The 17,889-nt window shown below is 66.0% G+C and carries 21 protein-coding genes; 10 read left to right on the forward strand and 11 right to left on the reverse strand.

The genetic code is table 11. From position 1 onward, the window contains the following. Positions 1 to 63 precede the first annotated feature (63 nt). The 3 genes from RT697_RS12400 to RT697_RS12410 all read right to left on the reverse strand — a co-directional run bounded on the left by RT697_RS12400 (position 64) and on the right by RT697_RS12410 (position 1,599). Positions 64 to 1,020: a 2-hydroxyacid dehydrogenase gene (locus tag RT697_RS12400; protein ID WP_313699211.1), complete on the reverse strand. Its 957-nt coding sequence runs from the start codon at positions 1,018 to 1,020 to the stop codon at positions 64 to 66. A gap of 215 nt (positions 1,021 to 1,235) precedes the next feature. Continuing rightward, a complete protein-coding gene (locus RT697_RS12405; RefSeq protein WP_082578807.1) occupies positions 1,236 to 1,388 on the reverse strand; it encodes a DUF3309 family protein in 153 nt (50 codons plus the stop codon). Positions 1,389 to 1,434: 46 nt separating this feature from the next. Next, the gene (locus tag RT697_RS12410; protein ID WP_167427925.1) at positions 1,435 to 1,599 is read right to left on the reverse strand and encodes a hypothetical protein; all 165 of its coding nucleotides are present in this window, start codon (positions 1,597 to 1,599) and stop codon (positions 1,435 to 1,437) included. A gap of 183 nt (positions 1,600 to 1,782) precedes the next feature. Here RT697_RS12410 and RT697_RS12415 point away from each other — a divergent pair, with 183 nt between their 5' ends. Further along, the gene (locus RT697_RS12415; protein WP_313699213.1) at positions 1,783 to 2,835 is read left to right on the forward strand and encodes a DNA topoisomerase IB; all 1,053 of its coding nucleotides are present in this window, start codon (positions 1,783 to 1,785) and stop codon (positions 2,833 to 2,835) included. Here RT697_RS12415 and RT697_RS12420 read toward each other — a convergent pair whose 3' ends face one another. Further along, positions 2,836 to 3,087 carry a hypothetical protein gene (locus RT697_RS12420; protein ID WP_313699215.1) on the reverse strand — a complete coding sequence of 84 codons (252 nt, stop codon included), beginning with the start codon at positions 3,085 to 3,087 and terminating at the stop codon, positions 2,836 to 2,838. 309 nt (positions 3,088 to 3,396) lie between these two features. Between RT697_RS12420 and RT697_RS12425 the strand changes: the two genes are divergently transcribed. The 3 genes from RT697_RS12425 (at position 3,397) to RT697_RS12435 (ending at position 4,953) form a co-directional block, all read left to right on the forward strand. Further along, positions 3,397 to 3,564: a hypothetical protein gene (locus tag RT697_RS12425; RefSeq protein WP_313699217.1), complete on the forward strand. Its 168-nt coding sequence runs from the start codon at positions 3,397 to 3,399 to the stop codon at positions 3,562 to 3,564. A gap of 95 nt (positions 3,565 to 3,659) precedes the next feature. Further along, positions 3,660 to 3,980, forward strand: a complete 321-nt coding sequence (locus tag RT697_RS12430; RefSeq protein WP_313699219.1) for a glycine zipper domain-containing protein — start codon at positions 3,660 to 3,662, stop codon at positions 3,978 to 3,980. An 82-nt stretch (positions 3,981 to 4,062) separates the two neighbouring features. Then, positions 4,063 to 4,953 (forward strand): SDR family oxidoreductase, encoded by an 891-nt coding sequence (locus tag RT697_RS12435; protein WP_313699221.1) that lies wholly within the window; start codon positions 4,063 to 4,065, stop codon positions 4,951 to 4,953. A 42-nt stretch (positions 4,954 to 4,995) separates the two neighbouring features. Here RT697_RS12435 and RT697_RS12440 read toward each other — a convergent pair whose 3' ends face one another. Both RT697_RS12440 and RT697_RS12445 read right to left on the reverse strand, forming a co-directional pair. Then, on the reverse strand, positions 4,996 to 5,616 hold the full coding sequence (locus RT697_RS12440; protein ID WP_313699223.1) for a DUF4142 domain-containing protein: 621 nt from the start codon (positions 5,614 to 5,616) through the stop codon (positions 4,996 to 4,998). A gap of 29 nt (positions 5,617 to 5,645) precedes the next feature. Next, on the reverse strand, positions 5,646 to 6,236 hold the full coding sequence (locus RT697_RS12445) for a hypothetical protein (RefSeq protein ID WP_313699225.1): 591 nt from the start codon (positions 6,234 to 6,236) through the stop codon (positions 5,646 to 5,648). A gap of 180 nt (positions 6,237 to 6,416) precedes the next feature. Here RT697_RS12445 and RT697_RS12450 point away from each other — a divergent pair, with 180 nt between their 5' ends. Together RT697_RS12450 and RT697_RS12455 are read left to right on the forward strand one after the other, a co-directional pair. Continuing rightward, a complete protein-coding gene (locus tag RT697_RS12450; RefSeq protein ID WP_056561174.1) occupies positions 6,417 to 6,683 on the forward strand; it encodes a hypothetical protein in 267 nt (88 codons plus the stop codon). 37 nt (positions 6,684 to 6,720) lie between these two features. After that, positions 6,721 to 7,068 (forward strand): DUF378 domain-containing protein, encoded by a 348-nt coding sequence (locus tag RT697_RS12455; RefSeq protein WP_313699227.1) that lies wholly within the window; start codon positions 6,721 to 6,723, stop codon positions 7,066 to 7,068. 70 nt (positions 7,069 to 7,138) lie between these two features. On the opposite strand, the gene RT697_RS12460 is transcribed toward RT697_RS12455, so the two are convergent. Then, positions 7,139 to 7,354, reverse strand: coding sequence for a hypothetical protein (locus RT697_RS12460; RefSeq protein WP_313699229.1), 216 nt, complete (start codon positions 7,352 to 7,354; stop codon positions 7,139 to 7,141). A gap of 151 nt (positions 7,355 to 7,505) precedes the next feature. Here RT697_RS12460 and RT697_RS12465 point away from each other — a divergent pair, with 151 nt between their 5' ends. Continuing rightward, positions 7,506 to 7,880 (forward strand): hypothetical protein, encoded by a 375-nt coding sequence (locus tag RT697_RS12465; protein WP_313699245.1) that lies wholly within the window; start codon positions 7,506 to 7,508, stop codon positions 7,878 to 7,880. 6 nt (positions 7,881 to 7,886) lie between these two features. Here the strand turns inward: RT697_RS12465 and RT697_RS12470 are convergent, their stop codons facing one another. Then, a complete protein-coding gene (locus RT697_RS12470; protein ID WP_313699231.1) occupies positions 7,887 to 9,272 on the reverse strand; it encodes a sigma-54 dependent transcriptional regulator in 1,386 nt (461 codons plus the stop codon). Positions 9,273 to 9,448: 176 nt separating this feature from the next. On the opposite strand from RT697_RS12470, the gene RT697_RS12475 reads away from it, so the two are divergent. Beyond that, on the forward strand, positions 9,449 to 10,453 hold the full coding sequence (locus RT697_RS12475; protein ID WP_313699233.1) for a sigma-54 dependent transcriptional regulator: 1,005 nt from the start codon (positions 9,449 to 9,451) through the stop codon (positions 10,451 to 10,453). A 157-nt stretch (positions 10,454 to 10,610) separates the two neighbouring features. Next, positions 10,611 to 12,056 carry an RNA polymerase factor sigma-54 gene (locus RT697_RS12480; RefSeq protein WP_313699235.1) on the forward strand — a complete coding sequence of 482 codons (1,446 nt, stop codon included), beginning with the start codon at positions 10,611 to 10,613 and terminating at the stop codon, positions 12,054 to 12,056. A 359-nt stretch (positions 12,057 to 12,415) separates the two neighbouring features. On the opposite strand, the gene RT697_RS12485 is transcribed toward RT697_RS12480, so the two are convergent. The 3 genes from RT697_RS12485 to RT697_RS12495 all read right to left on the reverse strand — a co-directional run bounded on the left by RT697_RS12485 (position 12,416) and on the right by RT697_RS12495 (position 17,300). Then, the gene (locus tag RT697_RS12485; protein WP_313699236.1) at positions 12,416 to 12,778 is read right to left on the reverse strand and encodes a hypothetical protein; all 363 of its coding nucleotides are present in this window, start codon (positions 12,776 to 12,778) and stop codon (positions 12,416 to 12,418) included. 145 nt (positions 12,779 to 12,923) lie between these two features. Continuing rightward, positions 12,924 to 15,920 (reverse strand): GAF domain-containing protein, encoded by a 2,997-nt coding sequence (locus tag RT697_RS12490; RefSeq protein ID WP_313699237.1) that lies wholly within the window; start codon positions 15,918 to 15,920, stop codon positions 12,924 to 12,926. 99 nt (positions 15,921 to 16,019) lie between these two features. After that, the gene (locus tag RT697_RS12495; RefSeq protein ID WP_313699239.1) at positions 16,020 to 17,300 is read right to left on the reverse strand and encodes an MFS transporter; all 1,281 of its coding nucleotides are present in this window, start codon (positions 17,298 to 17,300) and stop codon (positions 16,020 to 16,022) included. Between the two features lie 104 nt (positions 17,301 to 17,404). On the opposite strand from RT697_RS12495, the gene RT697_RS12500 reads away from it, so the two are divergent. Continuing rightward, positions 17,405 to 17,889 (forward strand): LysR family transcriptional regulator (locus RT697_RS12500; protein WP_313699241.1); only part of this gene is annotated, 485 nt, incomplete at its 3' end.

The raw sequence follows: 17,889 nt of genomic DNA on the forward strand, positions 1-17,889 counted from the left end.
GGCGCATTCAAGATCGGCATATCCGCCGACGCCGCCTTCACGACGGCAAACAGTCTTACGGAATCACGCGGCCACGAGGTTCCCGTCCCGCACCGGCGTCAGCACCGGCTTACCGGCAAAATGTGCCGTGGCGTTTTCCAGGAACAACGCCACGGTCGCCGCCACCGCTTCGGGCGAACGCCCTGCGCTATGCGGCGTCAACACCACGTTGTCCAACTGCTTCAGCGCAGCAGGAATGATCGGCTCGCCGTCCACCACATCCAGGCCCGCGCCGGCGATGCGCTTGTCGGCCAGCGCGGCAATCAAGGCGTCCGTGTCGACCACGCTGCCGCGCGCGATATTGATCAGATAGCCGTCCGGCCCCAACGCCTCCAGCACGCCGGCGTCCACCAGATGATGCGTGCCGGCGCCGCCCGGCGTGGCCACCACCAGAAAATCGGACTCGGCAGCGAGCGCGCGCGGATTGTCGAAATACGTGTAGCCGGATTCCGGCCGCGCACGGCGGTTGTAATACCCCACGCTCATGCCAAAGCCGTTCGCGCCGCGCCGGGCGATTTCCAGTCCGATCGTGCCCAGCCCCAGAATGCCCAGCCGCTTGCCGCTGACCTGCGGACCCATGAAGCCGCTCCAGTGTCCTTGCCGGACCCAGGCATCGGCCTGCGGCAGCCGGCGGGCGGCGCCCAGCAGCAACGCCATCGCGTGGTCGGCAACGGACACGGCATTGGCGCCGGGACCATTCGTGACCTCGATGCCGCGCGCGTGCGCCGCCGCGAGGTCGATGTTTTCATAGCCGACACCCAGCGAGCACACGATGCTCAATTGGGGCAATGCCGCGATTTCATCGGCACGCAGGCCGGTGGCGCCGCGCGTCAAGACGGCGCGAATCCCGGCGCCGTGGTCCTGGATGGCCTGGGCGCGGGTCTGGTCGGTGGTGGCGGGAATCGGGCGAAAGCCCTGGGATTCGATGACGGGAAGATAGTCCTGAACGCTGTCGATCAGGATCAATAAGGGGATGCTCATGTCGGGGCTGCGGGTCTATGTGGGTTGCTGCTGAAACCCGCAGATCTTACGCCCGACGCGGCAAGCGCGCCAGAACGGGCGCCCGCTGAGATGCCGCATTCCAATGCGGCCTATCCCGCGGCGGCCCATCGCAACGCAGCCGGCGAGGTGCGGCCGGCGAGGCGCGGCCGGCGAGGCGCGCGCACGCGCCCGGCGGCCGTCAGCGCGTCAAGGCGCTATATGCGTCCCATCAGCAGCAGCACAATGAGCACGACCACGACGATGCCGAGCAGGCCGCTGGGGTAGTAGCCCCAGCCACGGCTGTGGGGCCAGGCAGGCACGGCGCCGATGAGCAGCAGGATCAGGATGATCAGCAGGATGGTCGACATAATGACTCCTTGGTCTTATTGGTTCGAGTTGTAAAGGGGCGAAGCGTCAGGCGTCTTTCGGCGGCACGATTTCCTTGACCGGCGGGGACAGCGGCGGCAGATCCACGTCCGGCTCATCGGTATCCGGATCCACGGGCAGGTCGCCCGGTGGCGAGCCGGGCGGAATCGGGTCCGGCTTCGGCGGCACATGTAGTTGCAGGACGGTTTGCATTGCACTCTCCTCTGAAGATTCTCTTGCGGGCGGCGCTGCCGGCCCGGTGGGCGGTTCCGGCAGCACGATTGCCGACAAGGCCTTCAGCAAGCGCCGTGCCCAAACCCGAGCGACGCCCGGCGCGGCCCGGTTGGGAACGCGGCGTGCTGGGTCGGGGCGCACCCGCGCGCACCCGGAGATTGAATGAGCACCCGCACGCAACAGGACCCGGATCCGCTGCCCGTCGAAGAGGCAGCGCTGATCTATGTGGACGACACGCAGCCTGGCTATACCCGCATGCGGGTCAACGCCCATACGTTTCATTACCTTGACGAAAAAGGCGCACGCGTCACCGACGAATCGGAAATCCAGCGCATCAACGCCCTGGCGATTCCGCCGGCCTACGAAGACGTGTGGATCTGCCCGTTGAAGGATGGGCATCTGCAGGCCACGGGGCGCGACGCCCGGGGCCGCAAGCAGTACCGCTACCACCCGGGTTGGACGGCGGTGCGCGATGCCACCAAATACAAGAACCTCTTGTCATTCGGCCATGCCCTGCCTCGCATCCGCCGCCAGGTCGAGCGCGACATGAAGATACCGGGCCTCACGCAGGACAAGGTGATCGCCGTACTGGTGCGCCTGCTGGAGATCACGCTGATCCGCATCGGCGGACGCGAATACGCGCGGGCCAACAAATCGTATGGCCTCACGACGCTGACGCGCCGCCACACCACCGTGGCCGGGAGCCGCTTCCGGTTCAGATTCCAGGGCAAGAGCGGTGTGGCGCACGACGTCACCGTCACGGACCGGCGCGTCGCCCGCATCATCAAGCAATGCCTGGATATCCCGGGGCAGCAGTTATTTCAGTATCTGGATGCGGACGGCGACAAACGTCCGGTCGATTCAGGCGCGGTCAACGCCTACCTGCGCACCGCCGGCGGCGGCGAGTACACGGCGAAACACTATCGCACCTGGGCGGGCTCCGTCATGGCCTATGCCGCGCTGCAGGCACGTCCGTTTGAAGACGAGCGCCACGCCAGGCAGGAAGCCGTGGACATCATCAAGCAGGTGTCGAAACGCCTGGCCAATACGCCGGCCGTCTGCCGCGCGTGTTATGTGCATCCGGCGATCATGGAAGCGTACTTGACCGGCATGCTGCCGGCCCGCAAGGCCGCCCCGGCGGGCCCGCGCGGACTCAGCGCCGACGAGCGGCGCCTGCTCGCGTTCCTTCACGAACGGCAGGCGGCCGATGCGTAATCAGAAGATCGACGAGCGCGCGTTCTTGGCGCGGGGCTGCGGCGCGGAGCCGTCAGCCCAGTTCGACTCGGTCTTGTTGTCGACCACTTCGCGCTTGTCGCGCGCGGCCTCGTCGGGCGTATCGGCGTCGGGTTTATCCGGTAGATTCGGCACGTCGACGGGACCGCTCGGCGGCAGTATCTTAGCGTTGTCCTGCGACGGCTTGTCGGCGCGCGCCGACGGGGTGGATTTGGGTGCGGACGAAGGTTTCATGGGTATCTCCTGCCAGTGCGAACCTTCATCCTACGGCCCCTCGCCCGCAGGAAAAACTGTCAAGACCTTCAAATTGCAAGCGGATGTGCCGCCCGCCGCCCTGCCCTTGTGTGGCTGCGCGGCCCCGGCCGCTCACAAGGAGATGCAATGCGAGACCCAAACTTCGAACAATGTGTGCAAGCCTGCTATGAATGCGCGGTGGCCTGCGACCAGTGCGCCGCCAGCTGCCTGCGGCGGAATCCGGCGCAACTCAGGTCCTGCATCAGCTTGTGCACCGATTGCGCCGCAGTCTGCCGGCTATGCGCGGCCATGTTGGCCCGCGAAGGCGAATTTGCGCAGGCGCTGTGCACGTTGTGCGCGCTGGTTTGCGATGCCTGCGCGCGGCAATGCTCCACGCACGACTTCGAACCTTGCCAGATTTGCGCGGGCGCCTGCATCGCCTGCACGCTGGCATGCCGAGACATGGTCGAGGCGTAAGCCTCGCCCCGCCCCGCGGCCGCCCGGGCCGGCCGCGACGGCGCATTTTCCGCCCGACAGTCAAGGAGCTTTCGATGGCCACGACGAATACCCCTATGCCTTCCGACTTCCCCGAGAACGGCCCCGACAATCGTGGCGCCTACAGGCGCTCGCGGCATCCGGAAAGCTGGATCGACGAGCTGGAAGCCACGCTCAGCGACAGCTCGGCAACGGACCTTGAGGCCTTGAAGGCGCGTTTGGGCGACCAGCTTCAGGCCACGCGTCAAAGCCTGCGCGACGCGTCCGACAACGCGCATGACCTCATGCGCGAAACCCTGGATTGCACCGAGGAATACATCCACGCGCGCCCCTGGCAGGCCGTCGGACTGGCGGCGGGTGCAGCGTTTCTGCTCGGCGTCATCGTCGGCCGCCAGTAGGCCGTCAGCGCGGTCGCCAGGAACGGCGTTTGCTTGACTCCCGGGCGCAAGGCGCATCCCGCGCCGCCCAATGGGAGAGAACATGAGCACACCCAAGAACGCCCAGACCGGCGACCGCCCGCATCCCACGCCGCCCATGCCGGGCCAGCACCTGGACGAACAGCCAGGCGTTGAAGCCGACATGGTGCTCAAACCGCAGTACCAGGCGCCCGGCTACAAAGGCAGCGGCAAGCTGCAGGACAAGGTTGCCATCGTCACCGGCGGCGACTCCGGCATCGGCCGCGCGGTGGCGGTCCTGTTTGCCCGCGAAGGCGCCGACGTCGCGGTGCTGTACCTGGACGAACACGAAGACGCCAAGGAAACCAGCCGCGTGGTCGAGGCGGAAGGCCGTCAGTGCCTGCTGATCCCCGGCGACGTGCAGGATTCGGCGTTCTGCAACGAAGCGGTGGCGCAGGTCGTCAAGCATTTCGGCAAGCTCGACATCCTGGTCAACAATGCCGCGTACCAGCTGCACACCGACACGCTGCAGGAAATCAGCGACGAGAAATGGGACAAGACGCTTCGCACCAACATCACCGGCTATTTCTACATGGCGCGCGCAGCGCTTGAACACTTGAAGACGGGCGACGCGATCATCAACACCGGATCCGTCACGGGCCTGAACGGCAGCGGCAAGCTGCTGGACTATTCGTCGACCAAAGGCGCGATCCACGCGTTCACGCGGTCGCTGGCATCCAATCTGGCCGAGCAAGGCATTCGCGTGAACGCGGTGGCGCCAGGCCCCGTGTGGACGCCCCTGAATCCCGCCGATCGAAGCGCCGAAGAGATCAAGTCGTTCGGCGAAAAGACTGACTTGAAACGCCCCGCCCAGCCCGAGGAAATCTCGCCGGCCTACGTCTTTCTGGCATCGGCCGAATGCTCGAGCTACATCACGGGCATCGTGCTGCCCATCACCGGCAGCGCGGGCGACTGAACGCCCACATTACCGGGCGCCACAACGTGCCCCACTTCGTCTTCACTTTTCCGGCACGACCGAAGCCGGGGCCGCGCGCGATGCCGGCGACACCGGCGGCGCTTCGCCCTTGGGCGCGGGGTGGATCTTCTCGCCATTGACGGCGGGTTCTCGCTGCAGCGCGCGGCTCATCGCATAGTGATCACTGAGCATCGGCAAGGTCCGAACCGCAAAGTCGCGCACCTGCGCATCCTCTGACGCTTTCGCCGCCGTCTCGAACAGGCGGTTCGCGTTGGCGTGCGCGTCGACGGCGGCCTTCTGGATGTATAGCTGGTCGAAGGCTGCGCCGGTCATGCCGCGCAGCTCGTGCAGCGTGGCGCGTTCGGGCTCGGCCGGTTGGTCAGGCAGCGACACATTTTTCGCGGCGGCCAGCGCCTTCAGCTCCTTGTTCACGGCGGCGTGCTGTTCCAGCATCTTCGCCGCGAAGGCCCGCACCTGCGCATCCTGCGCTCGCTTGCCGGCCAGCTCGGCGGCCTGCACTTCAAACAGGCCTGATCCCGAGGCAGCCTGCAGGAAGCGGGCGTCGGACGCATCCAGCTCCGCGGCGTGGCTCAGATGGCCAGCGCCCGCCAGGACAACCGCTGCGGCCACGGCCGCGAACGAGGGGATGGAAAGTGGCTTCATTGTTCTATCTCCGGTTGGCCACAGGGCCTTCAGTTCGCGGTGGTGGGCGCTTCGACGCGGCGCGGCGGATCCAGGGGATCGAAATCCTGCCACTTCCCATCCTGCCAGCGACCGTTCGCCCGCTCGATATCCGTGCCGCCGGCATCGCGCAGAATCTGGCGCGCCTGTTGCTCGCGTCCAAAGTCCACATGCAGCGCCAGCATCACGCCGGCCTGCCGCACCGGCGGGTGGGACTTTTCCGGTTCGCCGGGCGCGGTTCGCACGCGCTTCTTGCGGCCGATCACCCACATGGCGCCCGCCAGCGCGCCGATATAGGCGCCCACGCCCGCAGCGGCGATCGTGATGAAGATCGACGCGGCCAATTGCGCGGCAATCACCCCCGCCACCAAGGCAAACACCAGCCCCAGCAGCGAGGCGCCGGCCACGGCGCCAAAATGCCCGCCTTTGGCGTCTGGATCCGCGATTCGGTCGCCGCCCAATGGAAACCGCCCGTGCTCGCCCGCGATGCTGACGTAGAACGTGTGGATGTCGTCCTCGGTATAGCCCTCGGCAAACAGCTTCTGGGCGGCCAGCGTGGCTTCGTCGAAGGTCTGGAACCGTGCAGCGACAATCAAGGACATGACAATCTCCCGGTAGAAAATTCACCCAGCAGGAGCAACTTCCATACCTGCGCTGCTCCGGCCCCGTCCGGTCGCGTCGTCGATCCGCCCCTTCGGCATGGCATTTGCTGCCATTGTGCGACGAAATGCGACGCCCGCGACCCCTTCCGCGTCCGCACCCGTCCCTATCCGGAGATTGCCATGCCCCGTATTCCCGATACTGATCTGAACCCCGACGACAGCGGCCGGCCCGACCTGGGTCCCAGCGACTCTTCGGATTCCGCTAGCGACCTGCCGTTCGACCGCCGGCACACCGACAGCGACTCGCAGGCCACCGGCGAACGCGAAAGCGTGGAACCGGACTTCGAGGACGACGACGGCGCCGACGTCGCCACCGATCGCATCACGGACGCAGACGAAGCCGGCATCTCGCGCGATGCGCCCGACCCGGTCCGCAACGGCGGCTAAGACCACGCATCGGCGGCGCGCCGCCCCATAAGGACAGATGATGCAAATTTCCCGACCTGAGGCGTTGCTTGGCGGTCGCGACACGGATGACCCGCAGCCTTTGACGGACGTATTGCCGCAATCGATATCGCTGCCGCTGCCGGAAGACGGCGTTGACAGCACGAGGCGCAGCCTGTCCGTGCTGGATTGGACGGCACTGATCGCCGTGGTGGCCGGGGGGTTGAACAGCGGCTTGATCGCCGCGGTCAATCTGGATGTCATTGCAAAAATTCTGCCGCATGCCGCGGCAGCGCGCGTCGCCTATGCCCTGATCGGGCTCGCGGCGTTGTACTGCGTCGTGCTGCTGTTCCGCCTGGCGGATGATCTGAGCGAAGCGCCTCGCTGAATCCCTTCAGCACAGGCGCCCGCGTCATCTGCGGTGGGTGGCGCCAGGCCGCGCCGCCGCTGAACCCGTGTCACTTCCCTTCAGGCCGCTTGCCTGGATACTGCCCGCCCTCTTCATACTCAGGTCCCCCACGATTCGGCGCCTTGTCCGACTCGCGCTTGTAGGGCTGCCCCTTGTCGCTCGGCTTGTCCGAGCCGAACTGCCCGCTCTGGTTCGACGCTTCGGTTTCGTCCTTCGGCGTGTTGGCCTTGGACTTTCCCGGCTGTTGTTCGTGTTGGGTCGTCATGAATGCTCTCCTTGATACGCGCCGCTCCGAGGATGGCGGATGGGACGCGGCTTGGTACGCAAGCGCCGTGCCTGATGAATCCGGGCACGGCGCTTGCTCTGAGCCTGGTTGGGTCCGCCAACTATCGGACCACTTTCCAAAGGAGTCAGTCATGAAGCTGTCCAAAACGATTTGCCCCGCTTTTGCCCTGTGCTTTTCGGTCCTGGCGTTCCAGGCCTCTGCGCAGACCGGCGCCGCCGGCGTGCGCACGGACGATCAGATCGACAATCAATACAAGATGGACAGGAAGCAATGCGACGGCATGAAGGGCAACCAGAAGGACGTTTGCCAGCAACAGGCCGAAGCCACGCGCGACAAGGCCAAGGCAGACGCCAAGGCCGCGAAGGAAAAGGCCGAAGCCTCCCATGACGCGACCAAGGCGCGCAACGATGCCGACTATAAAGTCGGCAAGGAAAAGTGCGACGCCATGTCCGGTAACGCCAAGGACGCCTGCATGGCAGATCTGAAGACCCGCTACAACAAATAAACGGGTCTAGGCGGAATCCCGGGACGGTCCACCCGCCCGGGAATTTTCGCTGGGTAGCGGATAGCCCGCTGCCGCGTATTCCTCGAGACGGTTGTAGAGCGTCTTGGGACTGATGCCCAGCACGGCGGCAGCCTGCTTTTTCACGCCATTGCAGCGCTCGAGCGTCGCCAGGATAAGACGCCGATCGGCTTCTGCCAGCGTCTCCCCGACGGGCACGCTGACCTGGCCGCCCGGCGACTCGCCAGCCGGAGAGACTTGCGGCACCAGCATTTCCAGATCCAGCACATCGCCATCGGCCATGATGAACGCGCGGCGAACGAAGTTCTTCAGTTCGCGCACGTTGCCGGGCCATTCATATTGCTCAAGCGCCGCTGCCGCCTCGGGCGAAAACGCCTTGCTCTTGCCGGACTCTTCGTTGAGCGTCTGCAGGAAACGCTGCGCCAGAAACTGGATGTCGCTACCGCGATCGCGTAGCGCCGGCAGCTCGATGGGAAACACGCTCAGCCGGTAGTACAAGTCTTCGCGCAGCTTGCCTTCCTGCACGGCCTGTTCCGGATTGCGGTTCGTGGCGGCCACCACACGGATGTCGCACGCGATCTCGCGATTGGTCCCCACGCGCATGAACTGCCCCGTCTCCAGCACGCGCAACAGCTTGACCTGCAGGTCAAGCGGCATCTCGGTGACTTCGTCCAGGAACAGCGTGCCGCCATCCGCGCGTTCGAAATAACCCTTGTGCTGGCGATCGGCGCCGGTAAAGCTGCCGCGCTCGTGGCCGAACATTTCGCTTTCGATCAGATTGGGCGAAATCGCGCCGCAGTTGACCGCGATGAATGGCCGCTGCCGGCGCGGACTGAGTTCGTGGATGGCATGAGCGGCCAGTTCCTTGCCGGTGCCGCTTTCACCGATCAGCAAGGTGGTGACCGTGGTGGGCGCCACGCGCCCGATCTGACGGTACAGCGCCTGCATCCGTTCGGACTTGCCGTACAGCTTGCCGAAACGGCCCGGTTCCTCAAAAGGCGTACCGGGCAACTCGCCGCCCGAATTGATCATGATGCGCTTGAGAATTTCCTCCAGGCGCTCCATGCAGATCGGCTTGACCAGATAGTCGGTCGCACCCAGGCGCAAAGCCTGGACGGCGTTGTCGACAGTACCGTGGCCGGTCATCACCACCACTTCGGCGCTGCTCGCGGCAACGTTCTTGAAAATGTCCATGCCGCTGCCGCCCGGCAGCCGGACGTCCGTCAGCACCAGGTCGGGCGCTTGCCGTTCGAGCTGGATCAGGGCGTCCTTGACGCTGGCCGCCAGGGCCACCGAAAACCCGCTATCGCGGCCGATTTCGGCCAGTGTTTCTCGTATCGCATCGTCGTCATCGACGATTAGCAGGTGAGGCATGCTATCTCCGTATCCCTTCTATAACCCTCAGAATAGTCACTATGGGGTCGGGCCGTGCAAATATGTGTCGCATTCCACTAACGTTTTCCAATGCTTGCAACTCGTCGCAATCAGACGTCCGGCCGCCCTCTACGATGGGCTTATTGCAGGCCCGAGTCCGGGACTGAGGATCAAGCATGGCTAGTCGAAATACCGCTACGCGAAACACCGCACCTTCGCCCTCTTCCGTGTTCGCAGACACCAGCGGCATGTCGCCGCAGATGCGAAAGCTGGGAAGCCAGATCGCCCTTGCCGCGGCCACCGATGCAAGCGTGTTCATTATCGGCGAAAGTGGCGCGGGTAAGGAAATCGTAGCGCGTTCCATCCATGACGCAAGCGATCGCCGCGACCAGCCCTTCGTGGCGGTCAACTGCGGCGCGATCAGCGGATCGTTGGCGCATGCCGAACTCTTTGGCCACGAGAAAGGCAGCTTCACCGGGGCGGTGGCCCAGAACGCCGGCTATTTCGAATTTGCGAGCGGCGGCACCCTGTTCCTGGACGAAGTCACGGAAATGCCGCCGGACATGCAGGTGCACTTTCTGCGCGTGCTGGAAGTCGGCACGTATCAGCGCGTGGGCGGCACCGACGTCTTGCGCGCCAATGTGCGCGTCATCTGCGCCAGCAACCGCGACCCTGCCGCTTCCGTCGCGGACGGCCGGCTGCGCCAGGACTTCCTGCACCGTCTGCTCGTGATTCCATTGCGCGTGCCGCCGCTGCGCGAGCGCGGCGACGACGCCCTGCTCCTCGCCAAGCAATTCCTGGACACGTTGAATGCGCAGCACGGCACGCAAAAGACGTTTTCTCCGCACATGCTGGAAGCGATCAAAGCGCACGACTGGCCGGGCAACGTGCGGGAACTGCGCAACGTGATCCAGCGCGCCTACATCATGGCCGACACGCAGCTCGACACCGAGCTCCTGACGCGCAAGCACGGCCCGAACCAGGCGCAGGTGCGCGAGGGTTCGCTGAACTTTCCCGTGGGCATGCCGCTGGGTCGCGCCCAGCGCGAATTCATCCTGGCCACGTTGGCGCATCACGCCGGCGACAAACGCCTGGCCGCCGAGACGCTGGGCGTCAGTCTGAAGACGCTCTACAACCGTCTGGATGTCTATGAAAAGGACGAGCCCGAAGCGGCCGCCTGAGCAGTTATTACCGTCCCCTTTGTAATACTGTCCCAGCATGTCGCGTTCCCGGCGCGGCCATGCCCCTCAGGACAGGCTGGCACGATCTTTGCGTCTATGAAAGGAATGAGCCGCCTTCCGGCGGCTGCCCCTTCAGGAGACTCGATTGGGCCACCCGATGCAAGAACTTCGCCTGCGCCAGCAAATGACGCTGGCGCCGCGTCTGCAACAATCCGTCAAGCTGCTTCAGATGTCGGCGTTGGAGTTCACAACGGCGGTGCAACACGCGCTTGCCACCAACCCTTTTCTCGAAGATCCGGACGAATCGGAGCCCGAGGTGGCCCCGGCTGCGCCTGGCGTCCGCGGCGAGATGACGGAACAGGCCGATGGCCAGCCCGCGCCGGAACCCGTGGCGGCTTCCGAAACCCCGGACATTGATGAGCCCCCGCCCGACGCCCCCGCCTACTCGGGCGACTACCCCACGCACGCCCCTTCCGGCGGCGACAGCGACCTGGGCCAATGGGCCTGCGCCAGCGTATCGATGCGCGATCGCCTGTCCTTCGAACTGGGCAACTATCACGTGCAGCCGCGCGACCGTCTGCTGGCCGAATTCATCATCGACGCGCTGGACGACGACGGCTATCTGCGCACGCCGTTGGAGAATCTATGCACGGCTGCCGACGAAGACATCAATCCGGTTCCCGACGAAAGCGAATGGATGGCGGCCCTGCGTCTGGTGCAGCAGCTGGATGCGCCCGGCATCGCCGCGCGCGATCTACGCGAATGCCTGACGCTGCAACTGGCGGCACTGCCGGATGAAGACGAAGCCACCCGCGCGCTGGCGCAGCGCATCGTGCAGGACCATCTGGAGCGTCTCGGCAAGAACGATTACGTGGGTCTGCGCCGCACCCTGGGGTGTTCGGACGACGCCCTGCGCGATGCGTGCGCCCTGATCCGGCACCTGGATCCCAAGCCGGGCGGACGCTACAGCGGCGACGCGCCGGTCTACGTCGTGCCGGATGTATTTGTCGACAAATGGCAGGGACGCTGGCGCGTGCTGCCTAATCGCAGCGCCATGCCGCGCGCGCGGCTGCACAGCGCCTACGCGGACCTGTTCCGCCGCGCCCGGCTGGACGACCGCAGCCCGATGGCGCAGGAACTGCAGGAGGCGCGCTGGCTGGTGCGCAATGTCGAGCAGCGCTACACCACCATCCAGCGGGTGGCCGAGGCGATCGTCAAGCGCCAGCAGATGTTCTTCGAATACGGCGAAGTCGCCCTGCGTCCGCTGATGCTGCGCGAGGTGGCCGACGACCTGAACATGCACGAGTCCACGGTGTCGCGCGCCACGGTCAGCAAGTACATGACCACGCCCCGCGGCGTCTTCGAATTCCGCCACTTCTTCTCGCGCGAACTCGCCACGGAATCGGGCGGTTCGTGTTCCGCGGCTGCGGTGCGCGCGCTGATCAAGGAAATGGTGGACGCCGAAGATCCGTCGATGCCGCTTTCCGACGTGGCGCTGACGCAGCAACTGGCGTCCAACGGCATCCTGCTCGCGCGTCGCACGGTGTCCAAATACCGCGGCCAGTTGCGCGTGCCGCCAGCCGAGTTGCGCCGCCAGCATTGACGCGCGGCGCCGTCCTGAACCGGTGCCGATATCGCTCGCGCGAGACGGTGTCAGACACCCCGGGCGCTGCATCGTCAACGCGTGATGGCGGCTCAGCGGGTGTCAGACACCTAGGTGCCAGCGCCAACGGCTCCCAGGTGTCTGACACCCGCAAGAAGCAACCGCCAAGTTGCTCAACTCCCAGGTGTCTGACACCCGCAAGAAGCAACCTTCAAGTTGCTCAACTCCCAGGTGTCTGACACCCGCAAGAAGCAACCGCCAAGTTGCCAAGCCGCCCCAAGGGTGTCTGACACCGTCCCAAAAGACACCACACCCCATAAAAAAAGGCTTCCTCTCGGAAGCCTTTTTGGCTTGGCTGCTTACTTGCTGCCGCCCGTGTTCGGATATCCCGGAGGAGGCGTGGCGCCGCCGGCCGGGGTCTTCGGCACGTTGTCATTGGCCTCGCGCTTGCGATTGGGCATTTCCGAATGGCTCTTGTCGGACTTCATGTGGCCGCTCTTGTCCAGATTCGGCGGGGTGGTGCCGGTCTGAGGCGCCGCGTTCGGAGCGGGCGGAATCTGGCCCGGAGGCACCTGGGTGTTCGGCGGCACGGCTGCCCCGTCGTTCGGCGTGGTCGCCGGCGTGGTGGGTTGCGTGCTGCGGCCCGTGGATTGGGCATAGGCACCGCCGGCAGCAAGGCCTGCAATCATGGCAAACGCGCAAGTCATGGCACGGTATTTCATAGCGTAGCTCCTTCCTTGGTTGAAATGCCTCAACCTAGTCGCAAGCCCCGTGCCTGACTTCCTCTCCGTCCTCTCCCCCACTGGTAGTCCGCCATGCGGGGCATTTTTTACCTGCCGTTGAAACACTTGACCCCTCATTTGACCCCTACCCCGCGCGCTGCGGCCCCGCGCTCTGCTCCAGCATCCGCTGCACCCGTTCGCCCAGCGCATCCAGCGAGAACGGCTTGACGATGAGTTCCATGCCGTCCTCCAGGAAGCCTCCCGCGCTGGCTGCACTTTCGGCGTAGCCCGTCATGAGCAGGACGCGCAGGCCAGGGTGTGCGACGCGCGCCGCGTCCGCCAACTGGCGGCCGTTCAGGTTGGGCAGACCCACATCCGTCACCAGCAGACTCAGGTTGCGGGTGGACGTCACCAGTTCCAGACCCGCCTCGCCGTCGCCGGCCGTCAGCACATGCAGGCCCATGTCGACCAGCGACTCGCGCACCATCTCGCGCACGTTCGTGTCGTCTTCCACGACGATGACGAAGGCCTGACCCGCCGATGCCGCTTGGGCGCCAGTCGCCCGCGGCGCATCGGCGGCCATTTCCGGCACGCCCTGATGGCGCGGCAGGTACAGCCGGACCGACGTCCCGACGCCTTCGGCGCTTTCCAGCACCGCGCTGCCGCCCGCCTGCTTGGCAAAGCCATAGGTCATGGACAATCCCAGCCCCGTGCCCTCGCCCAGCGGCTTGGTGGTGAAGAACGGATCGAAGGCGTGCGCCAGCACGTCGGGCGACATGCCGCAGCCCACGTCGGACACCGTAACCTCGACGAAGGAGCCCGGCGTGACGCCCGGGCTCTGCCGCAGCGACGTCGCGTCCAGTTGCGTGTTCGTGGCGGCAACCGTCAACACGCCGCCATTGGGCATCGAGTCGCAGGCGTTGATCACCAGGTTGAGCATCGCGTTCTCAAACTGGTTCTTGTCGCAGTTGACGGGCCACAGGTCCGGGTCCAGATCGAAAACCAGTTTCACGCGCTCGCCGGTGTAGCGATGGAACAGGTCCGTCATGGAATGCAGCGTGGCCTCGACGCTGAACGGCTTGGGGTCGATCGGCTGACGCCGCGAGAAGGTGAGCAGGCGCTGCGTCAGGTGGGCCGCGCGGTTCGCCGAGTCCATGGCCACCGTGATGAAACGCTGCGCCTGTTCGGGCACGCCCGCCGACAGCTTGCGCTGAACGAGATACAGCGCGCCCGTGATGCCCTGGAGCATGTTGTTGAAATCGTGCGCGATGCCGCCGGTCAGGCGCCCCACCGCCTCCATCTTCTGCGCCTGGCGCAACGCATTCTCGGTGTCGGCGAGCGCCTCGGCCTGGGCCTTCAGATCCGAATCGTCGCGTCCGGCCACGTACAGGCTGTCCTGCGACCACGACATGCTCCACGTGATCCAGCTATAGCCGCCCTCGCGCCGTAGGACGCGGTTCTCCAGGTGCCGGGCGGGTTGCGCCCCGTCCGCCCCCGCGTGCGGAGACCAGGCGGCGCGCGTCGCGTCCAGGTCGCCCGGGTGGATCAGCTCGGCAAGCCCCATCGACAGGAACTGGTCGGGACTCCACCCTAGGATGGGTTGCACGGCCGGATTTACGCTGGCAAACCGGCCCCGGCCGTCAATGACGGCCAGCAGTTCGGGAGACATCCGCCAGATGCGGTCGCGTTCGGCGATGGCGTGCTCCACCCGCTGCTCCAGCATGCGCGCATATTGCGAACGCTCGACCGCGTCGCACATCCGCTCGGCGACTTCCTCGACGAAGGCTAGATCCGCGGGCTTGAGCCGGCTGGTCGCCGAGGGCCGGACCATGAGGGCGCCGCCTTGCCGCGCCCAGCGGCGCATTGGCACCACAATGGCCGACGGGCGGATGTCGCCGCCCTCTTGCGCCACCAGCGGCTGCAGATAGGTCGTGCGGCCCTTGCGCACCGCGTCGAAAAAATCGTCGCCGAGCTGTTCAGTCGCCAGGGCGTCGTGGCTGACCAGATCAGCCTCGGACCGCCAGCAGGTGGACACCACCGGCGCCGCGCCGTCGCCGGCCCAGTCCAGCACCGCCACCAAACCCAGCGACAGATGCTGTCCCAATCCCGCGCAGGCGGTCTCCTCGATGGCCGGCTGCAGATGCAGTTCACGCATGCGGTCGCCAAGCGCCAGCAGGAAATTCTTGCGATGCTGGCCTTCCCACAATTCGGTCTCGGCGGCCTTGCGCGCGGTGACGTCAAGAAACAGCGCCATAATGCGATCGGGGCCTTCCTTGCGCGCCCGCGCCTCGTACCACGCCTCCTTGGGCGCGGGCACGACGAACTCGAACTGGGTGGGCTCGCCCGTCTCCACGACCTGGGCGAACGTTTCCAGGATTTGACTGGGCACCCCGGGAATCATTTCGCGCAGCGTGTGGCCGAGCGTGTCGCCCTCGCGCATGCCGCTCTGGCGTTCAAAGGCGGGGTTGACCTCCAGAAAGCGGAAATCGGCGATGCGGCCGTTATCGCCGCGCAGGGCTTCGGCCAGGAAGAACGCTTCCTGCATGCCGTCGAACATCGCCCGCCAGCGCTGGCCGCTGCGACGCAACGCGACGTCCAGCAGATGCCTTTCGATCGCCAGCGCCGCACTGCGCGTGACCAGCGCGATCGCATCGATATCCTGCGCGGACGGCAGCCGGCTCTCTTCGTAGTAATTGGAGAAGACGCCCAGGATCCGCCCATCCGGCGCCTTGATCGGCGTGGACCAACAGGCGCGAAGGCCATTCTCCAGGGCGAGGTCGCGCCACGGCGCCCAGCGCGGGTCGTTGGCGATGTCGTCCGTGTAGACCGGCATGCCCGAGTGCGCCGCGGCGCCCCAGGACGCGGCCATGGGCCCAATGGCTACCCGGTCCACGGCAGCATTGAACGCGTCCGGCAGCTCGGGCGCGGCGCAGTGCCGCAATCCGGTGCCCGCGTCGTCCACCAGCGCGATGGATGCGCGCAGCTTCACGCTCGATTGGGCCTCGATGGCGTGCAGCACATGTTCCAGCACCTGCCGGAGCGGTACGCCGGCAGCAATGCGCTCCAGCATGATGCGTTCGTCTTCAAGACGAGCTAGCGTGTCGGTCCATGGCAGGGACACGCGGTCTTGCTTGGTCAGCATGGTTCCCCCTATCGCAATACAGAATGTATCGCGATAGACGCACGCGTGGCGCAACCCTGCGTAACGCGACGCTACCCTTCCTGGGAAAAAAGGGCGCGTTCAGGCCGGACCGGCGGCGCCGGCCGCGGCATGCCGCCGTCCGGTGCGCCAGGCAAGTCCCGCGCTGATCACCAGTGCGCCGGCCAGCAACCCGCCCGCCATGGCGGCCACGCCGTGCCAGCCGCCAGCGGTCCAGAATTGGCCGCCAAGCGAGCCAAGCACGCTAGACCCCACGTAATAGACCAGCAGGTAGAACGAAGCGGCCAGGGCCTTGTAGCCGCGCGCCATCTGTCCGACCCAGCCGCTCGCGACGGCGTGCGCCGCGAAAAAGCCGAAGGTGAAGACGACGATCCCCGCGATCAGCACGGGCAGCGAATTGGACAGCGTCAGCAGCAGGCCCGCCAGCGCCAGCCCCGACGCGGCCGCCAGCATCGCGCCGCGCCCGTGCCGGTCGGCCAGGCGGCCGAACCAGGTCGAAGCGAAGATGCCCACCAGGTAGACGACGAAGATGAACCCGATGAAGGTCTGACTTAGCGAGAACGGCGGCAGCAGCAGACGAAAGCCAACGTAGTTATAGACCGCGACGAACGCGCCCATCAGCAGCCCGCCCATCGCAAACAGCGCGCACAGCGGCCCGTTCTTCAGGTGCGTGCCGGCGCCTTGCCGCACATCCGCCCAGACGCCCGCCCATCCCTGGCCGCGGCGCGGGGTAAAGCGGCGCGAGGCCGGCAGCAGCCACACGAACAGGACGGCCGCGACGATACCCAGCAGTCCCAGCGTGCCCATCGCCGCGCGCCAGCCGAAATGGTCCGACACCAGGCCGGTGATGACGCGTCCGGACAACCCGCCGAACGCGCTGCCGCTGATATACAGCCCCATCGCGAAGCCCAGCGTGCCGGGCTCGACCTCTTCGGCAAGATAGGCCATGGCAACCGCAGGCACCCCGCCCATCGCCACGCCCTGCAGCGCGCGCAGCGCCAGGAGGCTCTGCCAGTCCGGCGCGACGGCCGCGATGGTGCCGAGCACGGCGGAGGCGAACAGGGACAGCGCCATGACGCGCTTGCGCGGCAAGGCGGCGGAAAACAGGCCAACGAAGAAGATGGCGATGGCCAGTAGTCCCGTGCACAACGACAGCACCAGGCTGCTCTGCGCTGGCGATACGTTGAACGCATGGGTGAAAAGCGGCATGAGCGGCTGCACGCAATACAGCAGTGAAAAGGTGGAAAAGCCGGCGGCAAAGAGCGCCCACTGAGCGCGGCGCAGGCCCGGCGTGCCGCGCGCCAGATACTCGGGCGCCGTGGCGCCGCGTTCTGTTGCGGGACTTGCAGAAGGGGTAGACATCAGGATTCTCGAAAAACACCGGGCTTGAGCCCGTGCAGACAAAGTAGACTTTTCCCCTGCATATGTCCAATATATGAAACCGGACCCGTTCATATTTAAAAACGATGGAATTGCGCCACCTGCGTTACTTCACCGCCGTCGCCGAGGAACTGCACTTCACGCGCGCGGCAGCCCGCCTGGGCATCGGCCAACCCCCGCTCAGCCAGCAGATCCAGCAACTGGAACGCGAGATCGGCACGCCGCTGTTCCTGCGCCTGCCCCGGGGCATCGCGCTGACCGAGGCCGGCGCCCAATTCCTGGACGACGCACGCGCCATCCTGGCCAGCGCGGACCGCGCCATCGACATGGCCAGACGGTTGGGCCGCGGCGAACGCGGGGCCATCACGGTGGGCTTTACCGCATCGGCCGTCTTCCACCCCTATCTGCCCCGTGCCATCCGGGCCTTCCGCGACCGCTATCCCGACGTACGCATCACGCTGACGGAAAGCAACACCGTCACGCTGCTGCGCGGCCTGCGCGCGGGCGAGGTGGACGTCGCCTTCGTGCGCCCGCCTTACGTACTGGACGCCGAATTCGAATCCGAACGCGT

The organism is Achromobacter sp. (genome assembly GCF_032113835.1).
In the GTDB taxonomy this organism is placed as follows: domain Bacteria; phylum Pseudomonadota; class Gammaproteobacteria; order Burkholderiales; family Burkholderiaceae_B; genus Achromobacter.